Raw genomic sequence first — 24,620 nt, forward strand, 5'->3', positions numbered from 1 at the left:
CGGTAGCGCCGATGGTAGTGTGGCATTCGCCATGCGAGAGTAGGACACTGCTAGGCACCCAACTTAAGAACCCCGCTCATCAAGCGGGGTTTTTTATTACCAGCAATTCAGCAAATCGTCTGATATTTGACCTGACTTATTCCTTTCTTCTGTTTTTATTGTTACTCGCTGTTGTCTTTCTGTTCAACGAATAGCCTGATGTTACGCTTTTACTCTTTCTTCATGTAAAGCCATTGCTCTGTATGGCAGGGCTGGCATCGCCATAACCCGTGAATCCCATGATCGCCTATACGTCATGCTCTCTTGCTTGGGGTCTAGGCTTCCTGAGTTAGCCGTCCCCTCTTTTTAAGCCGCGGCTCCATAGTCCCTGCTTTTCTAAGACTGTGTTAACCGGCCCTGACTTTATTCAGAAGAGGGGTTATTGGCGGTAGCAACATGCTGGAGCCGTGGTCGCTGCGTTGGGTCGTTGTAGTTTGGGGTAATAAGAAAATGGGCAAGGATGTGCGCAGGAACTCAGAGGTTCGATGTTGATAAGGGATCTTGTGGTGGCTATTGAGCCTGCAGGTGGGAAAATTAATGGGCGCGCTGAAGAAGGCTAATGTGTTAAGAGCTATGAGGAGTGGCAAATAGCAGACAAATAAAAAGCCCATGCAACATGGTTGCATGGGCTCGGTATGAATGGCGGAGGAGGTGGGATTTGAACCCACGGATGGTCGCCCATCGCCGGTTTTCAAGACCGGTGCATTCAGCCGCTCTGCCACCCCTCCGCAGCAGTGCGGCGAATATTACCATGCTGATCCGGCTTGTAAATCCCCGTCCGGTTCGATTGCTGGTTAATTGCGCTAAATGACATGAAAAAGTGGCAATCAGAGCGTATCAAGCGCTTTTTTGGCCAGATAGCTTGACTTGAAAACAGACTCAACCACTATAGTGGCCTCTATCATATCCTCTGCAAGATAACGTTATGACTATTAAAAATGCCCTGTTTTGCGCACTGGCTGGTGTGACCCTGCTGGCGATGCCGGTACATGCAAGCGAGCTGACCAAAAGCGATGTCGAACAAATCGTTCGCGACTATCTGGTCAAGAACCCCGAGATCCTGGTCGAGATGTCCAATGCCCTGCGTGCCAAGCAGGAGAGCCAGCAGGCCGAGAGTGACAAGGCGCTGATCAAGGCTCACTCCAAGCAGCTTTATGCCAATCAGGATCCCGAGATGGGGAATCCGAAGGCGTCGCTGACCATTGTGGAGTTTTTCGATTACAACTGCGGTTACTGCAAGCGGGCCCATCCGCTGGTCAAGCAGCTGATGGCGGAAGATAAAGATATCCGTTACATTTACAAGCAGTTCCCCATTCTGAGCGAGTCCTCCTACTTCGCAGCCCGTGCTGCGTTGGCGGTCCAGCTGGGTCAGCCTGACAAATACCAGGCGTTCCACGAGAAGCTCTATACCCATCAGGGCCCGCTCGCAGATGAAGCGCAGGTCAAGCAGTTGGCAGTGGCGGCCGGTGTGGACTGGAGCAAGGTGGAAGCCAAGATCAAGGATGGCAGCATTGACCAGAACCTCGGTACCAACCGTGCGCTGGCTGAAGCGCTCGGTATCTCCGGTACCCCGGCCTTCATCATCGGTGATCAGATCTTGCGCGGTGCCCCCCGTGACCTGGCTAGCCTGAAGGGGTTTATCAAGGACGTGCGTGCCGGCAAGAGCATTCAATAGGCAGTTGTCATGGTCGAGGGCCCAGCGCCCCGGCCAGATACAGAAAGAGGGTCGGTATCACTACCGGCCCTCTTTTTATTATGTCCTTTGGCACAAGTGGTCGTCGCGAAAGGACCATAACAACGTGCTCAGGACCCGGCCTATTGGCCTCAGTAACAAGTATTAGCAGAGTCGTTCGGAGTCTATTGATAAATATTTCGCCTCGCAGAGGTGTGTCGTGAGCATTGCTTAATTCCGGTCAAGATTTTTTCTGCTGCTTGCCTTAGAATCGCCGCCCGTTGCAGGAGAAACCCCTATGTTAGTTGATATTTTACGGCTGGTTTTTATAGCCGGAGGCCTCGTATTTGTCTTCATGCTGGTGCAAGCCTGCTGGCGGAAGAAGCAGAGTGGATCCTTTGAGGCGACCCCCTTCTGGCCGGTGGCGTTGATCGGTGGGGTTGCCAACTTCCTCGATACCCTGGGGGTGGGCAGCTTTGCGGTAAAGACCGCCTGCTACAAGCACTTCAAGCTGATCGATGATCGAGTGCTGCCGGGTACCCTCAATGGGCAGTGCGTGCTGCCGACCGTGACTCAGTCGCTGATCTTCGTCGGTGCAGTCGCGGTGGATCCGCTGACGCTGATCAGCATGATGATGGCCGCCGCAGCGGGCGCGGCCTGGGGGGCTCGCCATGTGGCCTCGTTTGATCGGCAGACCATCCGGCTGGTGATGGCTATCTCCTTACTGGTCGTCGCAGGACTGATCTTTGCCGGTCTGCTGGGTCTTTTCCCTGTAGGTGGCGATGCGATGGGGCTCAGCGGCTACAAGTTGGCGATCGCCCTGCTTGGCAATTTCATCTTCGGGGTGCTGATGAATGTCGGTATCGGCCTGTTTGCCCCCTGCATGACGTTGGTTTATCTGCTGGGGATGAATCCGCTGGTGGCGTTTCCCATCATGATGGGCTCCACCGCCGTGCTCAGCGTCTTCTCCGCAGGCACCTTTATCCGTAAAGGGGCATTCGATGCCAAGGCGGTGCTGGCGGTGGCCATCTTTGGCCCCATCGGTGTGGTGCTGGCCGCCATGCTGGTCAAATCCATGGATATGGAGATGCTGAAGTGGCTGGTTGCCTTTATCGTCATCTATACCTCCTGGACCATGTACGCCTCCTGGCGGGCGGCGCGTCGCTCCCCTGTGCAACTGACGGTGGAGAGCGCAGGCTAGCCTGTACCAGTGCCGCTTCGGCCTTGGCCCCCAGAAAAACATAGAGGCCAAGCGCCAGCAGCAAACCCACCGCACACCCCATCACTCCGACCGCTGGCCAGAGCAGCTCGCTCTGGCCGAGCGAGCCTTTGAATAGCAGCAACAGCCCCTCGATGGAGACCGCGATCAGAATGGCGGCGATAAAGCGGGTGATGGTGCGGCGAATAGCGCTGTGGCGGAAGATATCCTTATGCAGCAGTACCTCCTCTTCCAGAATGGTCTTGCCCAGATCGAACACCGCCAGTGCCAGCGTCAGGAAGATGATGGCGCTAAAGGCGCCGAGCTGGTTCTGCTGCTCGCCGCACAATAGCTGGTAGAGCTGCTCCAGCCCGTGCCAGATGAGCGTCGCGACGATCAAAAACAGCGCCATGCTGAGCACCACATAGACCGCCTTGAACCAGGGCATGGCGCGGCGGCGCTCCCTGTCTCCCATCAACCAGCCAATCAGCTGATTCAGACAGACGGTGATCTCCCGTCCTTGCCCCTGCACGATAAGGTGCAGCCGGTTATGGGCCGCCGGTGCCGCAGGCTGGATGCACATCGGCCCCTGATAGTCGTCAATGCTGACGACAAAGGGATACCCCTTGAGCGAGGCAAGGGGAGCGCTGAGCAGCCCCTGCAGTAGCGGGGTCAGCTCCTCCTGATACTCCTGATAGCGCCGCAGCACATCGATGGGGCTCATCTCTGCCATATGGACCTCGGTGACGTGGGCTCTGTAGAGGATGTGCAAATAGTGGGCCTGCTTTATGACAGGGATGGCAGGGCAAGTTGCACCAGAGAATGACAAATCGGTGGATGACGAGGGGGTAATGCACCAGAACTGGGCGTATTGCCGCCCAGTGTGGTGATGGAGTCTCTGTAATAGAAAAGGGCCCATGACGGGCCCTTTGCGACAACCAGCGGCGATTTAGCCAGCCAGCTTGGCGAAGCTGCGCTCGGCGGCCGCCAGAGTGTGTTCAATCTCTTTGTCACCGTGAGCCAGTGACAGGAAGCCCGCCTCGTAGGCGCTCGGCGCCAGATAGACGCCCTCTTCCAGCATGAGATGGTAGAAGCGCTTGAAGCGTTCCATATCGCAGCGAGTGACCTGCTCGTAGCGGGTGATTTCGTTCTCTTCGGTGAAGAAGAAGCCGAACATGCCGCCCAAATAGTTGATGGCGAGCGGGATACCGTGTTTGGTGGCGGCCGCCTTCAGTCCCTCGGCAACACGAGCTGTTTTGGCGCTCAGCTGCTCATAGAGACCCGGCTCCAGCAGCAGATCCAGCATGGTCAGACCGGCTGCCATGGCAACCGGGTTGCCGGAGAGAGTCCCCGCCTGATAGACAGGGCCGGTCGGGGCAATGTGCTGCATCACCTTCTTCTTGCCGCCGAAGGCGCCCACAGGCATGCCGGCACCGATGATCTTGCCGAGGGTGGTGAGGTCCGGGTCGATGTTGTAGTGGCCCTGGGCACCGCGCAGGGAGACGCGGAAGCCGGTCATCACCTCGTCCAGGATCAGCAGGGCGCCGAACTCGTCACAGATGGCGCGCAGACCTTCCAGGAAGCCCGGCACCGGCGGGATGCAGTTCATGTTGCCTGCGACCGGCTCGACGATGATACAGGCGATCTCGCTGCCGTACTGGGTGAAGGCTTCACGCACCGAATCCAGATCGTTGAAGACGCAGGTCAAGGTGTGTTTGGCGAAATCGGCTGGAACGCCCGGGCTGTTGGGCTGACCCAGGGTCAGGGCGCCGGAACCGGCCTTGACCAGCAGGGAGTCGGCGTGGCCGTGGTAGCAACCCTCGAATTTGACGATCTTGTCGCGACCGGTGTAGCCACGGGCCAGACGGATGGCGCTCATGGTGGCTTCGGTGCCGGAGTTGACCATCCGCACCTGCTCCATGGAGGGGACAATCTGGCGGACTTTCTCGGCCATCAGCACTTCGATCTCGGTTGGCGCACCGTAGCTCAGCCCTTTCTCAACGGCATTGATGACGGCGGCCTTGATGGCCGGGTGGTTGTGACCCAGCAGCATGGGGCCCCAGGAGCCGATGTAATCCACGTAGGCCTGACCATCCACATCATAGAGATAGGCGCCGTCGGCGTGATCGATGAAGCGGGGCGTGCCGCCGACCCCATTGAAGGCGCGGACCGGTGAGTTGACGCCACCCGGAATGGTCTGGCGGGCCTGTTCAAACAGCTGATCTGATTTTGACATGGATCATCCTTAATGGGATTTTGGTCGTCACACAAGGGATTGCAGCCGATTGAGACTCGGCAGGCCGGAGCATCAGGAGTATGCTTTGCGCTCTCGCCACCCGGACTCTCGGTCTGCTCCCGTGACAAAAATTTAACGGGCCGACTATAGCAGAAAGCCCCAGCCCTGGGCAGCCGAGCAACGCACCGGGTGATCCTGATCTCAGCTAGCTGACGATATGGTTTTTCCAAGTTGGTGTAACAAGATGGCGCAACAAGCTCTCTCCTCTGAAGCCGATACCTCTTCGCGGGGGCCGCTTTCCCGCATTATCCGGCAAGACAAGATGCCCTTGCTGGTTCTGTTGCTGGCGGCGCTGGTCGGCACCCTGGCCGGACTGGTGTGCGGCCTGTTCGAATCGGGAGTCCACTGGCTGGCAGAGCAACGCATTGCCTTGCTGGCCGACCGTCCCTGGTGGCAGCTCGGTCTGCTCGGCTTTGGCTTCAGCGCCTTGCTGGGATTTGTCGGCTACTTCCTCACTCATACCTTTGCCCCGGAAGCGGGCGGTTCCGGCATTCCCGAGATCGAGGGGGCGATGGACGATCTGCGCCCGGTGCGGTGGTGGCGGGTGTTGCCGGTCAAGTTCTTCGGTGGCATCTGCACCCTGAGCTCCGGCATGGTGCTGGGGAGGGAGGGGCCCTCGGTGCAGATCGGTGGCAACCTTGGCAAGATGGTGGCGGATATCTTCCGGCTACCCAAGGAGCATGGTCACGCCCTGCTGGCCGCCGGTGCGGCGGGCGGTCTGGCGGCAGCCTTCAATGCGCCGCTGGCGGGCATCCTGTTTGTGATGGAGGAGATGCGACCGCAATTCCGCTACTCCTTTCTGGCCATCAAGGCGGTGGGGATCTCCGCCATCATGGCGACCCTGATGCTGCAGAACATGAAAGGGCAGGGGGCGGTGATCACCCTGCCTCACTACGATGCGCCAGCCCTCAAGGCGCTCTGGCTGTTCCTCTTTATGGGGGCCACCTTCGGGGTGCTCGGTTTTGTCTTCAACAAGCTGGTGCTTGCCTGTCAGGATGGTTATCTGGCGCTGCATCAGAACAAGCGCCACCGTTTCGTGGCCATCGGCATGCTGGTCGCCGGAACGTTTGGTGTGCTGTCGCTGTTTGCTCCCGCGGTGACCGGCGGCGGCACTGAACTCATCCCCCATCTGATGGGCGATGAGTATGCGATGGCGACCCTGTTCCTCATCTTCTCGGTGCGGCTGGTGGCGACCCTCATCTGCTTCTGCTCCGGTGCCCCGGGCGGGGTGTTTGCGCCGACCCTCGCACTAGGCACCCTGTTTGGCGTGGTGTTCGGCCATCTGTTTCATGCGGCGTTTCCCGAGCTGGGCATCGAGCCCGGTGCCTTTGCCATTGCCGGCATGGGGGCGCTGTTTGCCGCCACCGTGCGTGCCCCCATCACCGGTATCGTGCTGGTCACCGAGATGACCGACAACTATCAGCTGATCCTGCCGATGATGATTACCACGGTCGGGGCGACTCTGGTTGCCCAGTGGCTGGGTGGCCGGCCCATCTATTCCCAGATCCTGGAGCGAACTTTACGGCTTGCCGCGCGTCAAAAGCGGGGTGATGGCAGCGCCACGGCCAGTTAATTTTTCCCTTTATCGCCTGTGACCCCGGTCCGGGCGGTATAGTGAAGGGAGAGGCGCTGCCGTAAATGGCGTGATAACGGGATGAGGGGCTATGTCCAATCTATTGAAGTTATTGGTCGTGTTAGCCGTTGGCGGGCTCATTGGTTACTTTGTCGGGAACCGTCAGGAGCTGGCCCAGAGCAGTCTGTTGGTGGTACAGCAGGAGACGCTGGATCGTCAGGGCAAGGCCATCGGCCAGCTCAAGACCGAATTGGGGGTGAAAGATACCCAGCTGGCGACCCAGAAAGCGGCCTTCGAGCAGTTGCAGACCACCCTGAAGAGTCAGGAGGCGCAGGTGCAGGAGCTCAAACGCCAGCTGGCCTTTTTCGAGCGGATCATGCGCCCCACCGGCGAACAGGTGGGGGTAGTGATCGACAACCTGACTCTGCAGGAGACCAGCATTCCCGGTCGCTACCACTATCGTCTCGCCCTGACCCAGCCCGCCAAGAAGCGGGAGCTGTTCCGTGGTCAGGTGCAGATCCGGGTCGAGGGGAGTCTGGCTGACAAGCCGAAGACGCTAACCGGCCGCGATCTCGGGATGAAGGTGAGTGAGTGGCGCTATGCCCTGCGTTATTTTCAGCTGCTGGAAGGGAATTGGCAGTTGCCGGAAGGCTTTGTGCCGGATCGGATCCGTGTCACCATCAACAAGGATGGCAGGCAACCGGCGCAAGAGCTGCTGGTTGAGTGGGGCGAGGTGATCAAGCCGCTGGTCGCCGCGCCGCCTGCTCCGGTTCCCGCGGCCGGTTAAACGTGGTGAATACTTGAACTGAATGGTCGGGTATTGGATAATTTCGCGGTTTCCATGTTTGTGGATCTAATGGTTGTGAGGTCAGTAATGAGTGCAGTAGCAGAAGCCCCGCTGCCCATCCAGATGACGGATGCGGCGGCCAACAAGGTGAAGAACCTGATCACCGAGGAAGAGAATCCCGAGCTGAAGCTGCGGGTATACATCACGGGTGGGGGCTGCTCCGGTTTCCAGTATGGCTTTACCTTTGATGAGAAGATCAACGACGGGGACACCGTAGTCGAGAAGAATGGCGTCACCATGGTGATCGATCCCATGAGCCTGCAATATCTGGTAGGCGGCAGTGTGGATTACACCGAGGGTCTGGAAGGTTCACGCTTTACCGTGACCAACCCCAATGCCACCACGACCTGTGGCTGTGGCTCCAGCTTCTCCATCTGATCGGCGTTATCGGCCTGATGAAACGGCTCTCGGCAACGAGGGCTGTTTTTGTTTTTGTTTGTGGTGCCCAGTGCGCTCCATCAAACAGCATTTCTCTGAAACAACAAAGGCGCCTCGATGGCGCCTTTGTTGTTTGCAGAATGGCTTAGCGGGAGCTTGCCGCCGCGACCAGCGGGATCCGGTTCACTGCCTTGCCCATGTAGGCGAGGGTGATGGTAACAATGATGCAGGTGAAGCTCAGCCACATGTAGGGCAGGTAGTCGAGGGTTGCCACCCCCAGAACCCCGGCCATGAAGATGCCGTTGTCGCTCCAGGGCACCATGCCGCAGGTGAGGGTGCCGCCAAACTCGGCGTTGCGAGAGAGGTTCTTGCGCGCCAGTCCCAGTCGGTCGTAGTTTTTGGCCATGATCTTGGGGGTCAGGATCAGCGACACATACATGGCCGAGCCGAACACGTTGGCCAGAAACGCGGTGCCGATGGTGTGGCTGGTCAGGCTGCCGACGCTATTGATGCGCTTCTCGAAGGCGCTGGCGATCACTTCCAGAATACCGACCTTCTCCAGCAGGCCGCCAAACCCGAGACCGAAGATGATGACCGCAACCGAACCCAGCATGGACTCCATGCCGCCGCGACCGAGAATGTTGTCGATAAAGTCGATGCCGGAGGTGATGGCAAATGGACTATAAGCCGAGTGCATCGCCTTGACCGGATCCATGCCCTGGAAGGCGATGGCCCAGATCAGGCCCAGCAGGGCGCCGAAGCTGATCACCGGGAAGGCGGGCTTGCGATTAGCAAGCAGGCCCAGTACCAGCACCACCGGCACTATGGCCAGCGGGGTGATATTGAACTGGTTGTCGAGCGCCTCCATCACCAGATTGACCTGCTCCAGGCTGACGTTGCCCGAATACTGCATGCCCATCACGGTGAATAGCACGGCGGTGATGACATAGGAGAGCAGGCTGATAGGCAGCATCCCCTTGATGTGTTCCACCACGTCGACGTTGGACATGGTCGAAGCCAGTACTACTGAGTCGGAGAGCGGAGAGAGCTTGTCACCAAAATAGACGCCGGAGAGCACGGCACCGGCTACCAGCGGCGCAGGCACGCCTAGGCTGTGGCCGATCCCCATCATGGCGATACCGGCGGTGGCGGCAGAGCCCCAGGAGGTGCCGGTGGCCAGCGAGGTCAGGGAGCAGATGATCAGGGTTGCCAGCAGGAAGATGGACGGGTGAATCACCTTGAGGCCGAAGTAGATGATGCTGGGGACTATGCCACCGGCAATCCAGGTGCCGACCAGAGCACCGACGGAGACCAGGATCAGGATGGCCCCCATTCCCTTGGCAACGCCGTCAACGGCTGCCTGTTCCAGGGATTTGTAATCGTGGCCGAGTTTGATGCCAAGCCCCATGATGACGAACCAGGCGATGAACAACGCCAGCTGGATCGGCAGATCGAGCACGCTGGTGAACGAGAATGCCAGGGCCAGGAAAATGGCCAGACAGGCAAACACCTGTGCCATGCCCGGTAGTCGGATGTGGTTTTGTTGGTTTTGCATAGATACTTCCTAAACTCTTGCTCGCCAAGGTCACTCCCTCTCGTCCTGTGGATACATCGATCCCGAGGAGGCAACCCAAAAAGAGGCCGCAATCTACCACAAACCCGACGGGTTAAAGCCCCATCAAATTGGCAAAAATGCACATTTGATTGAAAAAATCACAAATTAGTTGATCTCATAACCCGTTTTTGAGCGGCCTGTTGACACAAGGGGTCACATACGAAGCTTGCCTGTGACGCCACTTGCATCCCCAGTAGATGAAGATGATAATTATTATCAATTGTTGGTTGGGGAGAAAACAATGCGCTGGATATTGCGGGGGATGATGTTGCTGGTGGCGGTGGCCGTACTCGCATGGGGTCAGGATAAAGAGTACGGCACCTGGAGTGCCGGTTTTCTGCTGGCTGCCTGGGTGATGCTGGAGCCCGGATTGCGGCCCGCCTTGATCTTGCTGCCAGTGGCCGGGTTGACCGGTATCGTTACCCTGCTCTGGCAGCAGCCCTGGTTATGAGCTTTTGACGGGAGCCTGCTTGATCTTCTGCTGTGCCACCTTGAGCGATTCGACCACCAGTTTCTCCATTTCGGTACGCTTGGCGTCGGTCAGGAAGTAGATCATGTCGACATTGTGGCGAATATAGTGGGCCGGAAGCTGGTTGAGGGTGAGGCAGCAGAGGTCGGCCATCTGATCGCTGTTGAGCTTCTGCTGCAGACTCTGTTTCTCAATCTCCTTGAGCACCAGATGTTCGTAAAAGTTGTGAATGTCGGTATCCAGTATCATATGCGTTCCTTGGCATGACGATGAGCGGGGAGTCGTCAAAAGCATAGCCATAACAAGGAGTAAAAACAAAAGGCCCATCACTTTCGTGATGGGCCTTTTGCGTAATGAATGGTGCGAAGAGAGGGACTCGAACCCTCACATCCGTGGGACACTAACACCTGAAGCTAGCGCGTCTACCAATTCCGCCACCTTCGCACACTGATTTTCTCCAGCTGGTTTTTAAATGCGGTTGGAGCGCATTGATCTGTGTTTACATGTCAGAATCATGGTGCGAAGAGAGGGACTCGAACCCTCACACCCGGGGGGCACTAACACCTGAAGCTAGCGCGTCTACCAATTCCGCCACCTTCGCACATTCGGGTTTCCAGTCTGGATTTACATGCTGTCTGGATAAAGCATGGTGCGAAGAGAGGGACTCGAACCCTCACATCCGTGGGACACTAACACCTGAAGCTAGCGCGTCTACCAATTCCGCCACCTTCGCATCACTGCGGAGGGGGATTCTATAGAGTTTTGGGGGAGCGTCAACAGCCAAAGGGGACTTTTTTCGCTGTTGACGCCCAAAGTGGCGCCAAGGGTACAAAACTTCAGCAATCAGCTGACGTTTGGCGTTCAGTAACGGCCCAATGCGCTCTGATACATCCGTTCATACTGGGTGACTGAGTCAGGCCAGTTGAAGCGGGTGCTCATGGCATTGCGCTGCACCTTGGCAAAACGCTCCTTGTCCTGCAGGAAATAGAGCAGGCTGCGGCGCATGGTATCGAGCAGGATGGCGGCAGTCGGATCGTTGAAGCAGAAGCCGGTGGCATGCTCGGGATCCGCATCCCAATCCACCACGGTATCTTTCAGACCACCCACGGCGCGCACCAGTGGCAGGGTACCATAGGCGAGACTGTACATCTGGTTGAGGCCGCAAGGCTCGAACAGCGAGGGCATCAGGAAGAAGTCGGCACCGGCTTCGACCAGATGAGCCAGTCGATCGTCATAGGTGTTGATGAAGGCGAGCTTGCCCGGATAATCCCGGGCCATGGTTTGCAGTTGCGTGGCGAGCGCAGGATCGCCAGAGCCGACGATCACCACTTGTACCTGATGGTGGAGGAATTTCTCCAGCGCAGGGAGCAGCAGGGGAACGCCCTTTTGCTCGGTCAGGCGGCAAACCATGCCGTAGATGGGCAAGTCCGCCACGGCCAGCCCCGCTTCCTGTTGCAGGCTCTCTTTGCAGATCTGTTTGCCAGCCATGTTGTCGATGCTGTAGGTCGCAGGCAGGAATTCGTCGAACTCCGGATCCCAGTCCTTGTAGTCGCAGCCGTTGAGGATGCCGCAGAGATCCGCCGCCCGCTGCTGGAAGATATGCGCCATGCCGTGGGCGCCGAGGTGAGTCAGCAGCTCCTGGGCATAGTTGGGGCTGACCGCATTGATTTTGTCGGCGTAAAGCACCCCGCACTTGAGCAGATTGACATGACCGTAGTCGTAGTTGATGCGGCGTTCGTAGTCGGCGATCTCGGGCATGGCCCAGAACTGCTCTCGGCCAAACACCCCCTGAAACGCCGCATTGTGAATGCTAATTACGCTGCGGGTCTGCTGGAAGAAGGGGTTGTGAGCGTGGCGGGTTTTCAGCAGCAGTGGCAGCAGGCCGGTGTGCCAGTCATTGCAGTGGGCGATATCCGGGGCAAAGCCAAGCTGCTCGCAGGCATGGAGGGCCGCGGCCGAGAAGAAGGCAAAGCGCTCGCCATTATCCGGATAGGCCTGATTGTTCTCGGCGTAGAGCTGGGGACGATCGAAATATTGCGGGCAGTCGAGCAGATAGACGCAGACGCCATCCAGCTCCATCTGGTAGATGCGATAACCGATATCCGGCAGCCCGGGGTGGGTTGGCAACCAGCGTGACGCCACCAGTCTGGCCTCATCCCGTCGCTTTATCGTCTTGTAGAAGGGGAGCATGATCCTGACATCATGCCCCTTCTGGGCCAGGTACATCGGCAGGGCTCTGGCGACATCGGCCAGGCCCCCGGTCTTGACCAGCCCCTCAACTTCCGAGGCAACAAACAGGATTTTCAGTGGGTTAATAGCCAACTCTTGCTCCCTTAGGTACCACCACGATACCGCCTTCGGATACGGTAAATCGCTCTCTATCGTGGTCCAGATTTTCACCGATAACGGTGCCTGGCGCAATTTCAACGTTTTTATCAATGATGGCGCGCCGGATGGAGCACCCTTCACCAATCTTCACATCCCCCAGCAGCACGGATTCACTGATATGGCTGCACGCGCCGATATTGCAGCGGAAACCAAGGATGGATCGCTGGATCTGGCTGCCCTGAATGAAGCAACCGGCGGAGATCAGCGAGTTGGCGATCTTCACCTTGCACTCGTCGCTGTCGATGAAGGTAGCAGGCGGCAGCGCCGGATAGTGGGTGTGCAGGGGCCACTTGCGGTTATAGAGGGAGAAGGGGGGATTGTCGGCCACCAGGTCCATGTGCGCTTGCCAATAAGAGTCGAGGGTGCCCACATCCCGCCAGTAGACGTGCGGTTTCTCGCCGGGGATGACGTTGGTGCTGTAGTCATAGACATAGACGGGGGCACGCGGGTAGAGGCTCGGGATCACATCCTTGCCAAAGTCGTGGCTGGAGTTCTCTTCGGTGGCATCCCGTTTCAACTCGCGGCAGAGGGCATCGGTCTCGAAGATGTAGTTACCCATGGAGACCAGCGCCTGGGTCGGATCGCCGGGAATGTGCTTGGGCTGCTTCGGCTTTTCCTGAAAGCCGATCATCCGCCCTTCGGTATCGACCTCGATCACCCCGAAGGCGCTCGCCTCTTCGATGGGCATGCGCAGGGCTGCGACCGTCATGGCGGCGTTCTTCTGCTTGTGGAAGGTGACCATCTGGCTCACATCCATCTTGTAGATGTGGTCGGAGCCGAAGATGCAGACATGATCCGGTTCGGCCCGCTCGATAAAGCCGAGGTTCTGGTAGATAGCATCGGCGGTGCCGTCATACCAGCGTTTGCCCATCCGCATCTGGGCCGGGATGGGATCGATAAAGCGGTCGGTGATGCCGACGATATTCCACCCCTTCTTCATGTGCAGGTAGAGGGACTGTGATTTGAATTGGGTCAGTACATAGATGCGCAGAAAGTCGGCGTTGACGAAGTTGTTGAGGACAAAGTCGATCAGCCGGTAACTGCCACCAAAGGGGACGGAAGGCTTGCTGCGGGTAGTGGTCAGAGGCTGCAGGCGAGTACCTTCGCCACCAGCCAGGATCATGGTCAAAATGCCTGCCATCGTATTTCTCTCCCTGAATGAACAACATGAAAAGGTTTTCAAAGCTCGGTATAAAAACACCCCTAAAGGGGTGGTTTTTATCGTGCTCTTAGTACCTTACCAGATCCCGTATGGGGCTCTCTAGCTGTTTTCTTGTACTGCTTACACTTAATTACACTTTGCTCAGATAGACCTTGAATTTGGCATCACTGCTGATCACTTCAGTCCGTTTGAAGTGTGTCTCCAGTATAGGCTGATAGCGCAAGAAGGCGTTGGCAACAATGGTCAGCGAACCATTTGGCAGCAAAAATTCCGGCGCCTTGGCCAGGAACTGCTCGGTCGCCGCATAGAAGGTTTTGAGACCCGCATGGAATGGCGGGTTGGAGACGATGTGCTGGAAACGGGTGGAGACATCCGAATAGACATCGGAAGCGGTGACCTTGCCCTGCAGACCGTTGATCGCCAGGGTGCGGCGGCTCGATTCGAGCGCCAGCGCGCTGATATCCACCATGTTGACCTGCAGATCCGGATTGCGCTTGGCCAGCACAGACCCAATTACCCCGGCGCCGCAGCCAAAATCGAGCAGCTCGCCCTTCATCGGTGGCACGGCGGCCAGCAGCATCTGGGTGCCGAGATCCAGCTCGGCGGCGCTGAAGACGCCGGGCAGCGCCAGCACGGTCAGTTCGGTATCATCCGCCTTGCACTGATAGCGGCCAAACCAGCTATCCAGATTGAAAGGTTCAACCGGCTTGCTCAGCTCACCGTGATAGAGCGAGCAGCGGCGCGCCGAATCGCGCTTTATCGGCTTTTCGCCATAGGGGGCCAGCAGCTTGTCGGCGCCATTGATGCCGCCGCGGTTTTCACCGGCCAGGAACAGATCGGCACCCGCTTCCAGCAAGGGGGTCATCATGGCCAGCAGATATTGTGCCTCGGCCTTGGCCTTGGGCATCAGCAGCAACAGGGCATCGAAGCGGGGGGCACCACCTAGCTGGTGGTCAAACAGGATCGCCTCGCCGAGGGCGGCCTGCTGGCTGCGGTAGTAGCAGTAATCGGTGGTAAAGACGGTCAGGGTCCGGGCCAGGCTCGCCAGCTGGCGGGGGTAGTCATCCTCCAGGGCGCCACAGACAAGTAGCCGCTTGCCGACAAAGAGGGCTTGGTTTCGTTCCAGCATCTGGCTGACGGCACTGATAGGGCTGCTCATCGGGTCTCTCCACGCAATTTTGGGCGGCCATTATACATAGCCCCTTTCGCCTTGACATTTATGCCGTGTTCCCGAAATATGCCCAGACACCATTTTTTGACCAGAGATGACGAAATGCGGTTCAACGGGTCGAAACGAAAGCACAAAAAAAGCCTGAAATTCGGGCCTGCCGACGTTCGCGCGTAACCTCTCATCCCTGAGAAGCTTCAAACCCCGGTTGCGCACATCGTACCGGGGTTTTTTATTGCCATATGCGCGTCATTTAGGAGAAGGAGATCCCATGTTTCAAGGTTCAATCGTTGCGTTGATCACCCCGTTTCGACAGGGAAAGCTGGATGAAGAGGCGCTGCTGCGTCTGGTGGAGTGGCATATCGAGCAGGGTACTCACGGCATTGTGCCGGTGGGTACCACGGGGGAGAGCCCGACCCTGACCCACGACGAGCACTGCCGGGTGGTGGAGCTGGTGGTCAAACAGGTCGCTGGCCGTATTCCGGTGATTGCCGGAGCGGGCTCCAACAATCCGGTCGAAGCCATCGAGTACACCCTCCATGCCGAGCGGGTGGGGGCTGATGCCACTCTGCATGTGGCCGGTTACTACAACCGCCCCAATCAGGAGGGGCTCTACCACCACTTCAAGGCGGTACACGATGCCACCGCCAAGCCGATCATTGTCTACAACATCCCGCCGCGCGCCATCGTTGACGTGCAACCCGCGACCCTGGCCCGTCTGGCCGAGCTGCCGCGCATTGCCGGGGTGAAAGATGCCACCGGCGATCTGGCGCGCCCCTGGACCGAGCGCCAGCTGATCAAAAAGCCCTTCGCTTGGCTCTCCGGTGAAGATGCCACGGCTGTGGCCTACAACATCGGCGGTGGTCAGGGCTGTATCTCTGTGACCGCCAACGTGGCCCCCAAGCTGGTGGCCGAGGTGCAGAACCTCACGCTGGCCGGCAAGTGGCAAGAAGCGCGTGAACTGCAAGACAAGCTGATTCCGCTTCATCAGGCGATGTTTGCCGAGCCGAGCCCGGCCGGTGCCAAATATGCCGCTTCCCTGCTCGGTTTCTGCAGCGAGGAGTGTCGCCTGCCGGTGATGCCGCTGTCGGAGGCGACTCGCGAGCGCATTCGCAGCGCCATGCAGCAGCTCAACCTGCTGTAATGCAAAACGGGTGAGCCAAGGCTCACCCGTTTTGTTTTTGGCTTTTGTTTCTGGCCTTTATTTACGACATCGCACCACTCAGGCTGCGTGATGCAGCCAGGCGGCGATGGCCAGCTGCAACTCGACATATGCCGGATAGAGGAAGAGATCGGCCAGTTCGGCAGGCCACTCGTTTTGCTCGTCCGATTGGGCTTGCAGATGGGCGTGCAGGCTGGTCAGTGCTGGCAGCCAAGGTGCGGGTTGTGGCAGCGTGGCCGCAGTGCGGGCGACCAGATCGATCCCTTGGCACAGGGCTGCGAGTGCCTGCTGTTGAATGCCTTTATCCTGAGGATGCTCCAGCCAGAGCTGCTCGTGATGCTGCCAGTGGCGCAGCCCCTCGCTTACCCCCGTTGTGCCATCCATACCTTCATGTTCGACCAGCGCCTGCAGGGCCAGCGGTTTGCCAAGACCAGCCAGTCGATAGCCGCGCTGGGCCTTGGATTGGGCGCCAAGGCGCAGCCCGCCGATCCCGGCGAGGCGTTGGGCCAGTGCAAACAGCGCCGCGGTAGCGCCTGATTTGAGCTCCAGTTCCAGCTCGTTGATGGTGGTGCTGCCTTGACTGCCGACGATCTCTCCCTGATCCCAGGCCAGCTCAATCTCGGCCCCCTCGAAGGCGATCAGCCAGTGGCGGCGCAGGAAGTCGGTGCGAAACTGGGCGACCAGCTGCTGCTGAATGTGGTCGCGCTCGCTCAGGGTTGGCCAAATCTCATCGGGAAAGGCCGAGAGGGTCGGCAGATCGCCGCTCACGGGAGCGTTGTACTCGGGTCTGGCGTGCAGGCCGCCCACCACCTGGCCACGGCATTTGATGGTCTGTTCGGCGAAGGCGTTGCAGCGGCGGATCCGCAGTCCCATCTCCAGCTGGCGCAGAGCCAGGGTCGGCGTATCGAAATAGACGTTGCCGAGCTGCTGTTGTGACGATTCTTTAATCTCAAGAGAATTCAGCAGGTTGGATAACTTGGCTTGAATGTCGCGGGCGACAAAAAACTTTATCTCGATCTCAGTTTGCATAGTCATTCCGGGCTGGCAGACAACTTTGGGGGGCAGGATTCGGGTCGCGGGGATATAATGCCCGCGAGACGACTAGATTAATTCGCGGTTTAATTGAGGGCGCAGTTCGGTTACCATGCGCGCCTCATAAAATCGTATCGAGTGTTTTTTCACCGACACAGGTTTGGCCATGCCAGTAAATACTATTTTGGGGCTTTTTGCCAAGTCCCCCATCAAGCCGCTGCAGAAGCATATCGTCAAGGTTCACCAGTGCTCCCAGCAGTTGGTTCCTTTCTTTGACGCCGTTGCCGAAGACCGTTGGGAAGATGCCGAGAAGATCCGGCAGCAGATCGCCCAGCTGGAAAAAGAGGCAGATACCCTCAAGCGTGAAATCCGTCTGAAACTGCCTCGCGGCCTGTTCCTGCCGGTTGCACGTACCGACCTGCTGGAGCTGTTGACCCAGCAAGACAAGATTGCCAACCGTGCCAAGGATATCTCCGGCCGCATGCTTGGCCGTCGCATGGAGTTCCCCGCTGAAATGCGGACGGATTTCATGGCTTACCTCAAACGTTGTATTGATGCGACCGCTCAGGCCGAGAAAGCGATCGGGGAGCTCGACGAGCTGCTCGAGACCGGCTTCAAAGGACGGGAAGTGGAAATGGTTGCCGAGATGATCCATCAGCTGGATCTGATCGAGGACGATACAGACACCATGCAGATCGGACTGCGCCAACAGCTGCAAGCGGTTGAGCACAATTACAATCCGATCGATGTGATGTTCCTTTACAAGATCCTCGAATGGGTAGGTGACCTGGCAGATCAGGCCGAGCGCGTAGGCGCCCGTCTGGAACTGATGCTGGCTCGTTCGTAATCGACTGACTGGGTAAACACTACTAATGGACATTATCGCGAATTACGGCACCACTCTGGTGCTCGTGGCGGCCTTGTTCGGCTTTTTGATGGCTTGGGGTATTGGCGCGAATGACGTGGCCAACGCCATGGGCACATCGGTCGGCACCAAATCCCTGACCATCCGTCAGGCGATCATCATTGCCATGATCTTCGAATTTGCCGGTGCCTATCTGGCTGGTGGCGAAGTGACGGCCACCATCCGTAACGGCATCATCGACAGCAATGCGTTTGTCGATAGCCCGGACCTGCTGGTGCTCGGTATGATCGCCTCCCTGCTGGCGGCAGGCGCCTGGTTGATCCTCGCCTCCTACTTCGGCTGGCCTGTTTCCACCACTCACTCCATCATCGGCGCCATCGTCGGTTTCGCTGTGGTGAGCATTGGCCCGGAAGCGGTGCAGTGGAGCAAGTTTGGCGGCATCGTCGGCTCCTGGGTCATCACCCCGGCCATCTCAGGTGTCATCGCCTACTTCATGTTCATCAGCGTGCAGAAGCTTATCTTCAACACCGATGATCCCCTGAACAACGCCAAGCGCTATGTGCCGTTCTACATGTTCCTGACTGCGCTGGTGATCTGTCTGGTGACCATCAAGAAGGGGCTGACCCACGTCGGTCTGCACCTGAGCGATGGCGAGGGCATTCTGCTCTCCATCGCCATCTCCATCGCAGTGGCGTTTGCCGGTTGGATCTACATTCGCGGTCAGAAGTACAACCCGCAGGATGACAGCAAGATGCACTTCGCCAACGTGGAGAAGGTGTTTGGCATCCTGATGGTGATCACCGCCTGTGCCATGGCCTTTGCCCACGGCTCCAACGATGTGGCCAACGCCATTGGCCCGCTCTCTGCGGTGGCCTCTATCGTGGCTTCTGGTGGCGAGATTTCCAGTCAGGCTGCCATTGCCTGGTGGATCCTGCCCCTTGGCGGTATCGGTATCGTGATCGGTCTGGCGACCATGGGCGAGAAGGTGATGGCGACGGTCGGTACCGGCATCACTCACCTGACCCCGAGCCGTGGTTTTGCTGCCCAGCTGGCGACTGCCGCGACCGTAGTGATTGCCTCCGGCACCGGTCTGCCCATCTCCACCACCCAGACCCTGGTCGGTGCGGTGATGGGTGTCGGTCTGGCGCGCGGTATTGCGGCGCTGAATCTGGGGGTACTGCGCAACATCGTGGTCTCCTGGATCATCACCCTGCCTGCCGGTGCCATTCTGGCTATCGCCATCTTCTACGTGCTGCAGGCCTGCTTCTCCTAATCGAAGCGACATTCAGCAAAAAGCCCGAGTCATCGACTCGGGCTTTTTTATTGTGTGCGGGAGCTGAGTGCTGCTCCCTTTGCATATCACCTTAGAGGCTGGCGCAGATCTGCCACAGATCGTACTGGATAGCGGCGGCGGTCACTTCCCGACCCGCCCCCGGCCCCTGGATCACCAGCGGGTTGGTGCGATAGCTGTCGCTCTCGATGGCGAAGATGTTGTCGCACGGCAAGAGGTTGGCAAACGGGTGATGGGGCTCCAGCGCCTCCAGTCCGACCCGCGCCTTGCCGTCATGCTCGAAGCGGGCCACGTAGCGCAGTACCTTGCCGAGGCGCTTGGCCCCTTCGAAGGCGGTCTGGATCGGGCCATCCAGCTCTTTCAGTCTGTCCATGAACTGATAGGCGGTCACCTTGCGCAGCGTAACGGGCACCAGATTCTCCAGCTCGATATCGGCGGAGTCGAGCTCGAAGCCCGCTTCCCGCGCCAGAATAAGCAGCTTGCGCCGCACATCCTGACCGGAGAGATCTTCGCGGGGATCCGGTTCGGTCAGACCGTGCTGCCACGCCTCATCCACCAGCTCGGAGAAGGGGCGGGTGCCGTCATACTGCTGGAACAGCCAGGAGAGGGTGCCGGAGAAGATGCCGGAGACCCCCTGAATGCGGTCGCCGCTCTGGCGCAGCATCTGGATGCTGGACTGGATTGGCAGCCCGGCGCCCACGGTGGCGTTGTAGCGCCACTGCACCTGATGGTCGCGGCAGGTCTGCTTGATGCGCTGGTAGAACTCGCTGTCGGCGGCACCGGCAAACTTGTTGGCGGCGATGATATGAATGCCGAGCTGGGCAAAATCCGGATAGTAGCGGCTCACCGTTTCGCTGGCGGTCATGTCCAGCGCAACCAGCGCATCGAAGCCGTGCTGCTCAAGCTGGGAGAGCAACTCCGGCCAGATCAGCGGCTTGGGATTGAAGTTGTCCTGTACCTTGAGGGGGTTGAGCCCCTCTTCATCGAGCAGGCCTCCTTCCGAGCTGAACACCCCGTAGAGGGTGAGCGCCAGATTGAGCTCATGTTCCAGCCGCGCCTTTTCACGGGCGTAGAGGCTCAGCCAGTGGCCGCCGATATTGCCCTTGCCGAACACCACCAGTCCGACCCGGGTCGGGCGGCTGAACAGGGCGCTGTGCAGGGCGATGAGCAGCGGCTCCAGCACTACCTGACGCAACACGGCCACCAGACTCAGGCCATCTCTGGCCACCTGTACGAACTCCAGCGGCTGATCTGCCAGTAGCTGATAGAAGCGGTGGCACTGCTCCGCGTTGTCGGTGACACCGGCGCCGACCAGCGCCACCAGACTGTACCCCTCTTTCTGGATGAGGCCGGTGAAGTTCCCTTGCAACTGAAAGTCCCGCAGCAGCTCGAAGGCGCCCTGTGCTACCTCAAGGGTATAGGCGAGACGCAGGATCCGGCGATCCGGCTGGCGCTGCAGGGTGAGTGGGTTGAGACGGTGACGAGCCAGATGGGCCTCGATGGTGGCCACCGTCTGCTCGTAGTTGGTTTGCGGCAGCACCTTCAGCTCGATGAGGGCGATCTGATCCACCGAGGAGACGATGCGGGCGCCACCGGAGCGGGGGGCGCGGCGCAGGATGTGGGTGCAGCCCTCATCCGGGTTGTAGCTGCAGCGCAAAGTGAGGCGCTGGCGGCTGTCGGCCACCGGTTGCAGGGTGCGCGAGTGCAATACCGAAGAGCCAAGGCGGGCCAGCTCGTTGGCTTCCGCGAGGCTCAGGCGCTCCAGCAGACGCGCTTCCTTCACCCGACGGGGGTCGGCGCTGTAGACCCCGGCCACGTCGCTCCAGATGGTGGTGGATTCGCCGTCCGCCAGCAGCGCCAACAGGCTGGCGCTGTAGTCGGAGCCGTTGCGACCGAGCAGCAGGGAGCGCCCCTCCATGTCGGCGGCGATAAAGCCGGTTACCACGATGCGGCCGGCATGCTCCGCCAGTCGCGCCTTGAGCAGCTCGCTGGAGAGGGCGGTATCCACCTTGACCAGAGCGCCATCCTCGGCGCGCAGGAAGCTGCGGGCATCGAGCCAGATGGCCTTGTCGCCGCGGCTGGTGAGCAGGGCTGCCAGCAGGCGCGCCGACCACACTTCGCCAAAGGCGAGCAAGCCGTTGCGGGCGAAGCGGTCAAACTGCCCCTCCAGCGTTTTGGCGATCAGCTGCATGTCGTCGGCCAGCTGCTTGCTCAGATCGAGCTGCAGTTCACCCTCCAGCAGGCCGTCGATCAGGCTCTGCTGATAGGCGTGAAGGGCGGAGATAGCTTCACCAGCGGCTTCATCACCTGCTTCGGCCAGCTCCACCAGCTGGATCAGTCGGTTGGTGGTCTTGCCGGCGGCGGAGACTACGATCAGCTCGTCGCCACCCACCTGTTGTTCAACGATGCTGGCGACCCGGCGATAACAGACCGGATCCGCCAGACTGCTGCCACCGAATTTGTGGACGTGACGTCGCTTCAATCCTGCTTCTGCTGCCACCGCGATCTCTCCTTGTTGCTGCTGTTCCATTACTTCGCTACCTGTTCTGCCTGCTGCGCCTGTTCAAAAGCCTGAGCCAGATCGGCCACCAGGTCTTCACCGTGTTCAATACCGACCGACAACCGCAGCAGCTGGGCGCTGATTCCTGCTGCCTGCTGCGCCGCCGGGGTCATGGCCCTGTGGGTCATGCTGGCCGGATGGGCCACCAGACTCTCCACCCCGCCGAGAGACTCGGCCACCGAGAAGAGGGTGAGGGCCGCGAGGAAGGCGCGAATGCCCGCCTCGCTGCAATCGAGTTCAAAACTTAGCATGGCGCCGAAGCCGGACTGTTGACGGCGCGCAATATCGTGGCCCGGATGGCTCGGCAGGCTGGGGTGATAGATGCGTTTCACCAGCGGCTGCTGTTGCAGGAAGGCGAGGATGCGGTCGGTGTTCTCCTGATGGGTGCGCAATCTGGGGGCCAGAGTGCGCAGGCCGCGCAGGGTGAGGTAGGAGTCGAACGCCCCGGAGGTGAGCCCCAGACAGTTGGCCCACCACACCAGCGACTCGGCCAGTGCGGCCTCCTTGGCAATCGCCACTCCGCCCACCACGTCGGAGTGACCGTTGATGTATTTGGTGGTGGAGTGCACCACCACATCGGCACCAAGTGCCAGTGGCTGTTGCAGCAGGGGGGAGAGGAAGGTGTTGTCCACCACCACCTGTGCACCCACCTCGTGGGCGGCGCTGGCAATGGCGCTGATATCCACCACCCGCAGCAGCGGGTTGGAGGGGGTCTCCACCCATACCAGTGCAGGCTTTTGCTCCAGCGCGGCGGCCAGAGCGGCCTCGTCCCCCTGATCGACAAACTGCACCCGGTAGTGGCCCTTGGCCGCCAGATACTCAAACAGGCGCCAGGTGCCGCCGTAGCAGTCGTGGGGGGCGAGCAGCAGATCCCCCGCCTTGAGCAGGGCGGTGGTGACCAGATGGACGGCCCCCATGCCGGTGCCGGTGACCACGGCGCCAGCGCCCCCTTCCAGCGCCGCCAGCGCGTCCGCCAGATTGGTGCGGGTCGGATTGCCGGAGCGGGCATAATCGTATTGACGGGGCTCGCCAAAGTCGGCAAAGGTGTAGTTGCTGGAGAGGTAGATGGGGGGCACCACGGCACCGTGTTGCTGGTCTGTCTCAATCCCGGTGCGAACCGCCAGGGTGGCCTTGTGGGTCATATCACTCTCCTTGATGTCTCTTCACACGCCGGCATCTTGCTGCCACGCGCCATCCCGCCACTGTGGGCTCATGGACAACCACACTACGCCAGCTTAAAAAAGCCGTCAACACTTCCAGACGTCTAAATGGCTTTGCTGTTGGATTGCCATTAATTTCCTTAAGGGTTAAAATCCGCGCTCACGGCTAAATGAGAACAGGTGAGTCATGGGAACAGAGTGGAACGGCGACTACGTCAGCCCCTACGCGGAACACGGTAAGAAGAGCGAACAGGTCAAGAAGATTACCGTCTCGATCCCGCTCAAGGTGTTGAAAGTGTTGACCGATGAGCGCACCCGCCGTCAGGTGAACAACCTGCGTCATGCGACCAACAGCGAGCTGCTCTGTGAAGCCTTCCTGCACGCTTTCACCGGCCAGCCGCTCCCTTGCGACGAAGACTTGCGCAAGGATCAACCGGACAGCGTCCCGGCCGAAGCGCGCGCCATCATGGAAGCGCTGGGCAAAGAGATCGAAGATTTCGACAAGGAATAACCCCCAATGACGCGGCCCTGGCCGCGTCATTGCTATCTGCCATGTCCCGCTTCAGCCTGCGCCACTATCACCACCACGTCTGCAGTCATAGCCACGACTTTGCCCAACTGGTGATCCCCCTCGACGGCCCCCTCGAGATCGAGGTGCAGGGCCGGGGGCGCAGGCTTGTCCCCGGTTCTGCCTGCGTCATCGGTCCCGGCGAGCGGCACGATTATGCCGCCGATCCGGCGCTTTCGTTTCTGGTGCAGGAGAGCGACTGGCTACCCGGCGATCTGGCGGCCCGCCCCTTTATCGAGCTGGATGAACCCCAGCGTCACTACCTCGCTTTTCTGCACCGCATGGTGGCCGAGGGGCGGCAGGTGGCGGGCATGGAGCAGGTGTGGCTCTCCCTGCTGGCGGAAGGGCAGGGGATGCAGAGCACTGCCACTCCGCGTCTTGCCGCTCGCATCCTCAAGGTGCAGCGCCATATCGAGGCCAACCTTGCCGCCCCGCTGACCAATCAGCAACTCGCCGCCATCGCCTGCCTTGGCCAGAGCCAGTTCAAGCTCGCTTTTCGCCAGCAGCTGGGGATGAGCGTCTCCCACTACATTCGCAGTCGGCGCATGGCACTGGCGCGCACCCTGATTGCCGGTACGCAACTGCCTGTTGGCGAGATTGCCAGCCGCTGCGGTTACCAGAATCAGGGGGCCTTCAGCGAGCGCTTCCTGGCCGAGAGCGGGCTCACTCCATCCCTCTGGCGTCAGCAAAACGGCCGCCTGCCGCAACGAAACGGCTGATCGCCGAAGACGGGATGCTCTCTTTGGGCCATGCTGCGGCTCATGCAGGTGCACGATAAACAGGAGCCGAAATGGAGACGATTAGCTGGCAGGATTTCGAGATGGTGGAGCTGAGGGTGGGCACCCTGGTGCGGGTCGAGCCGTTCCCCGAAGCGCGCAAACCAGCCTACAAGGTGTGGGCGGATTTTGGCCCTGAACTGGGGATTCGCAAGAGCAGTGCTCAGATCACCGCCCTCTACCAGCCAGAGCAGCTGGTGGGCCGCCAGATCATCGCCGTAGTCAACTTCCCGACCAAACAGATAGGGCCGTTTCAGTCGGAGTTTCTGCTGACCGGTTTCTACCGGCCGGATGGCGCCGTAGTGATGGCTATCCCCGAGCGGGCGGTGGAGAACGGCGCCAAGCTGGGCTGAGTTCATACCCGAACAGAGACAAGAGAGGCGACCCCGGGGTCGCCTCTC

Annotated in this window: 22 protein-coding genes and 4 tRNA genes; 12 read left to right on the plus strand and 14 right to left on the minus strand. The window is 59.5% G+C overall.

Translation table 11 applies throughout. From position 1 onward, the window contains the following. Positions 1–679 precede the first annotated feature (679 nt). Positions 680–767, minus strand: a tRNA-Ser gene (locus LRL22_RS08330). A 197-nt stretch (positions 768–964) separates the two neighbouring features. Between LRL22_RS08330 and LRL22_RS08335 the strand changes: the two genes are divergently transcribed. Then, entirely contained in the window at positions 965–1,714 is a 750-nt protein-coding gene (locus LRL22_RS08335; protein WP_270905162.1) for a DsbA family protein, read from the plus strand. A gap of 295 nt (positions 1,715–2,009) precedes the next feature. Next, positions 2,010–2,912 carry a sulfite exporter TauE/SafE family protein gene (locus LRL22_RS08340; RefSeq protein ID WP_270905163.1) on the plus strand — a complete coding sequence of 301 codons (903 nt, stop codon included), beginning with the start codon at positions 2,010–2,012 and terminating at the stop codon, positions 2,910–2,912. On the opposite strand, the gene LRL22_RS08345 is transcribed toward LRL22_RS08340, so the two are convergent. After that, entirely contained in the window at positions 2,827–3,642 is an 816-nt protein-coding gene (locus LRL22_RS08345; protein ID WP_270905164.1) for a hypothetical protein, read from the minus strand. The two genes, LRL22_RS08340 and LRL22_RS08345, sit on opposite strands and share 86 nt — an antisense overlap. Positions 3,643–3,858: 216 nt before the next feature. Continuing rightward, positions 3,859–5,145 carry a glutamate-1-semialdehyde 2,1-aminomutase gene (gene hemL / locus LRL22_RS08350; protein WP_270905165.1) on the minus strand — a complete coding sequence of 429 codons (1,287 nt, stop codon included), beginning with the start codon at positions 5,143–5,145 and terminating at the stop codon, positions 3,859–3,861. 244 nt (positions 5,146–5,389) lie between these two features. Between hemL and clcA the strand changes: the two genes are divergently transcribed. The 3 genes from clcA to erpA all read left to right on the plus strand — a co-directional run bounded on the left by clcA (position 5,390) and on the right by erpA (position 8,003). Continuing rightward, the gene (gene clcA, locus LRL22_RS08355; RefSeq protein ID WP_033136489.1) at positions 5,390–6,778 is read left to right on the plus strand and encodes a H(+)/Cl(-) exchange transporter ClcA; all 1,389 of its coding nucleotides are present in this window, start codon (positions 5,390–5,392) and stop codon (positions 6,776–6,778) included. Positions 6,779–6,869: 91 nt separating this feature from the next. Then, on the plus strand, positions 6,870–7,565 hold the full coding sequence (locus tag LRL22_RS08360; protein WP_005343032.1) for a DUF6776 family protein: 696 nt from the start codon (positions 6,870–6,872) through the stop codon (positions 7,563–7,565). Positions 7,566–7,652: 87 nt separating this feature from the next. Further along, positions 7,653–8,003, plus strand: a complete 351-nt coding sequence (erpA, locus tag LRL22_RS08365; protein ID WP_005340225.1) for an iron-sulfur cluster insertion protein ErpA — start codon at positions 7,653–7,655, stop codon at positions 8,001–8,003. A gap of 145 nt (positions 8,004–8,148) precedes the next feature. Here the strand turns inward: erpA and nhaC are convergent, their stop codons facing one another. After that, the gene (gene nhaC / locus LRL22_RS08370) at positions 8,149–9,558 is read right to left on the minus strand and encodes a Na+/H+ antiporter NhaC (protein WP_270905166.1); all 1,410 of its coding nucleotides are present in this window, start codon (positions 9,556–9,558) and stop codon (positions 8,149–8,151) included. Between the two features lie 301 nt (positions 9,559–9,859). Here nhaC and LRL22_RS08375 point away from each other — a divergent pair, with 301 nt between their 5' ends. Further along, complete coding sequence (locus tag LRL22_RS08375) at positions 9,860–10,069, plus strand: hypothetical protein (RefSeq protein ID WP_005357820.1); 210 nt, start codon at positions 9,860–9,862, stop codon at positions 10,067–10,069. Here LRL22_RS08375 and LRL22_RS08380 read toward each other — a convergent pair. The 7 genes from LRL22_RS08380 to rsmC all read right to left on the minus strand — a co-directional run bounded on the left by LRL22_RS08380 (position 10,064) and on the right by rsmC (position 14,796). Then, a complete protein-coding gene (locus LRL22_RS08380; protein WP_270905167.1) occupies positions 10,064–10,336 on the minus strand; it encodes a late competence development ComFB family protein in 273 nt (90 codons plus the stop codon). The two genes, LRL22_RS08375 and LRL22_RS08380, sit on opposite strands and share 6 nt — an antisense overlap. 109 nt (positions 10,337–10,445) lie before the next feature. Further along, positions 10,446–10,531: transfer RNA gene (locus tag LRL22_RS08385), tRNA-Leu, on the minus strand. 71 nt (positions 10,532–10,602) lie between these two features. Further along, a tRNA-Leu gene (locus LRL22_RS08390) sits at positions 10,603–10,688 on the minus strand. 46 nt (positions 10,689–10,734) lie between these two features. Beyond that, positions 10,735–10,820: transfer RNA gene (locus LRL22_RS08395), tRNA-Leu, on the minus strand. 128 nt (positions 10,821–10,948) lie between these two features. Then, positions 10,949–12,409, minus strand: coding sequence for a glycogen synthase GlgA (gene glgA, locus LRL22_RS08400; RefSeq protein WP_005343039.1), 1,461 nt, complete (start codon positions 12,407–12,409; stop codon positions 10,949–10,951). Further along, on the minus strand, positions 12,399–13,616 hold the full coding sequence (glgC, locus tag LRL22_RS08405) for a glucose-1-phosphate adenylyltransferase (protein WP_236562243.1): 1,218 nt from the start codon (positions 13,614–13,616) through the stop codon (positions 12,399–12,401). Before glgC ends, glgA begins: the two co-directional genes overlap by 11 nt. A 151-nt stretch (positions 13,617–13,767) precedes the next feature. Next, positions 13,768–14,796, minus strand: coding sequence for a 16S rRNA (guanine(1207)-N(2))-methyltransferase RsmC (gene rsmC / locus LRL22_RS08410; protein ID WP_270905168.1), 1,029 nt, complete (start codon positions 14,794–14,796; stop codon positions 13,768–13,770). Positions 14,797–15,076: 280 nt separating this feature from the next. Here rsmC and dapA point away from each other — a divergent pair, with 280 nt between their 5' ends. Beyond that, a complete protein-coding gene (dapA, locus tag LRL22_RS08415; protein WP_043820620.1) occupies positions 15,077–15,949 on the plus strand; it encodes a 4-hydroxy-tetrahydrodipicolinate synthase in 873 nt (290 codons plus the stop codon). A 78-nt stretch (positions 15,950–16,027) separates the two neighbouring features. On the opposite strand, the gene LRL22_RS08420 is transcribed toward dapA, so the two are convergent. After that, complete coding sequence (locus tag LRL22_RS08420; protein ID WP_270905169.1) at positions 16,028–16,996, minus strand: CYTH domain-containing protein; 969 nt, start codon at positions 16,994–16,996, stop codon at positions 16,028–16,030. Between the two features lie 169 nt (positions 16,997–17,165). Between LRL22_RS08420 and LRL22_RS08425 the strand changes: the two genes are divergently transcribed. Both LRL22_RS08425 and LRL22_RS08430 read left to right on the plus strand, forming a co-directional pair. Then, positions 17,166–17,846, plus strand: a complete 681-nt coding sequence (locus LRL22_RS08425) for a TIGR00153 family protein (RefSeq protein ID WP_005340244.1) — start codon at positions 17,166–17,168, stop codon at positions 17,844–17,846. A gap of 25 nt (positions 17,847–17,871) precedes the next feature. Next, the gene (locus tag LRL22_RS08430) at positions 17,872–19,137 is read left to right on the plus strand and encodes an inorganic phosphate transporter (RefSeq protein WP_005343043.1); all 1,266 of its coding nucleotides are present in this window, start codon (positions 17,872–17,874) and stop codon (positions 19,135–19,137) included. A 91-nt stretch (positions 19,138–19,228) separates the two neighbouring features. Here the strand turns inward: LRL22_RS08430 and LRL22_RS08435 are convergent, their stop codons facing one another. Together LRL22_RS08435 and metB are read right to left on the minus strand one after the other, a co-directional pair. Further along, the gene (locus LRL22_RS08435) at positions 19,229–21,685 is read right to left on the minus strand and encodes a bifunctional aspartate kinase/homoserine dehydrogenase II (protein WP_270905170.1); all 2,457 of its coding nucleotides are present in this window, start codon (positions 21,683–21,685) and stop codon (positions 19,229–19,231) included. Beyond that, positions 21,685–22,857 carry a cystathionine gamma-synthase gene (gene metB, locus LRL22_RS08440; RefSeq protein WP_159157706.1) on the minus strand — a complete coding sequence of 391 codons (1,173 nt, stop codon included), beginning with the start codon at positions 22,855–22,857 and terminating at the stop codon, positions 21,685–21,687. The genes LRL22_RS08435 and metB overlap by 1 nt, the downstream gene beginning before the upstream one ends. Before the next feature lie 205 nt (positions 22,858–23,062). On the opposite strand from metB, the gene metJ reads away from it, so the two are divergent. The 3 genes from metJ to LRL22_RS08455 all read left to right on the plus strand — a co-directional run bounded on the left by metJ (position 23,063) and on the right by LRL22_RS08455 (position 24,572). Continuing rightward, a complete protein-coding gene (gene metJ / locus LRL22_RS08445; protein ID WP_005340251.1) occupies positions 23,063–23,386 on the plus strand; it encodes a met regulon transcriptional regulator MetJ in 324 nt (107 codons plus the stop codon). A gap of 41 nt (positions 23,387–23,427) precedes the next feature. Continuing rightward, on the plus strand, positions 23,428–24,162 hold the full coding sequence (locus tag LRL22_RS08450; protein ID WP_270905171.1) for an AraC family transcriptional regulator: 735 nt from the start codon (positions 23,428–23,430) through the stop codon (positions 24,160–24,162). A 71-nt stretch (positions 24,163–24,233) separates the two neighbouring features. Beyond that, positions 24,234–24,572, plus strand: coding sequence for a tRNA-binding protein (locus LRL22_RS08455; protein ID WP_040067328.1), 339 nt, complete (start codon positions 24,234–24,236; stop codon positions 24,570–24,572). The last annotated feature ends 48 nt before the right edge of the window (positions 24,573–24,620 follow it).

Origin of the sequence: Aeromonas sp. PI_26 (assembly GCF_027854445.1) — a bacterium.
GTDB classification, from domain to species: Bacteria; Pseudomonadota; Gammaproteobacteria; order Enterobacterales; family Aeromonadaceae; genus Aeromonas; species Aeromonas veronii.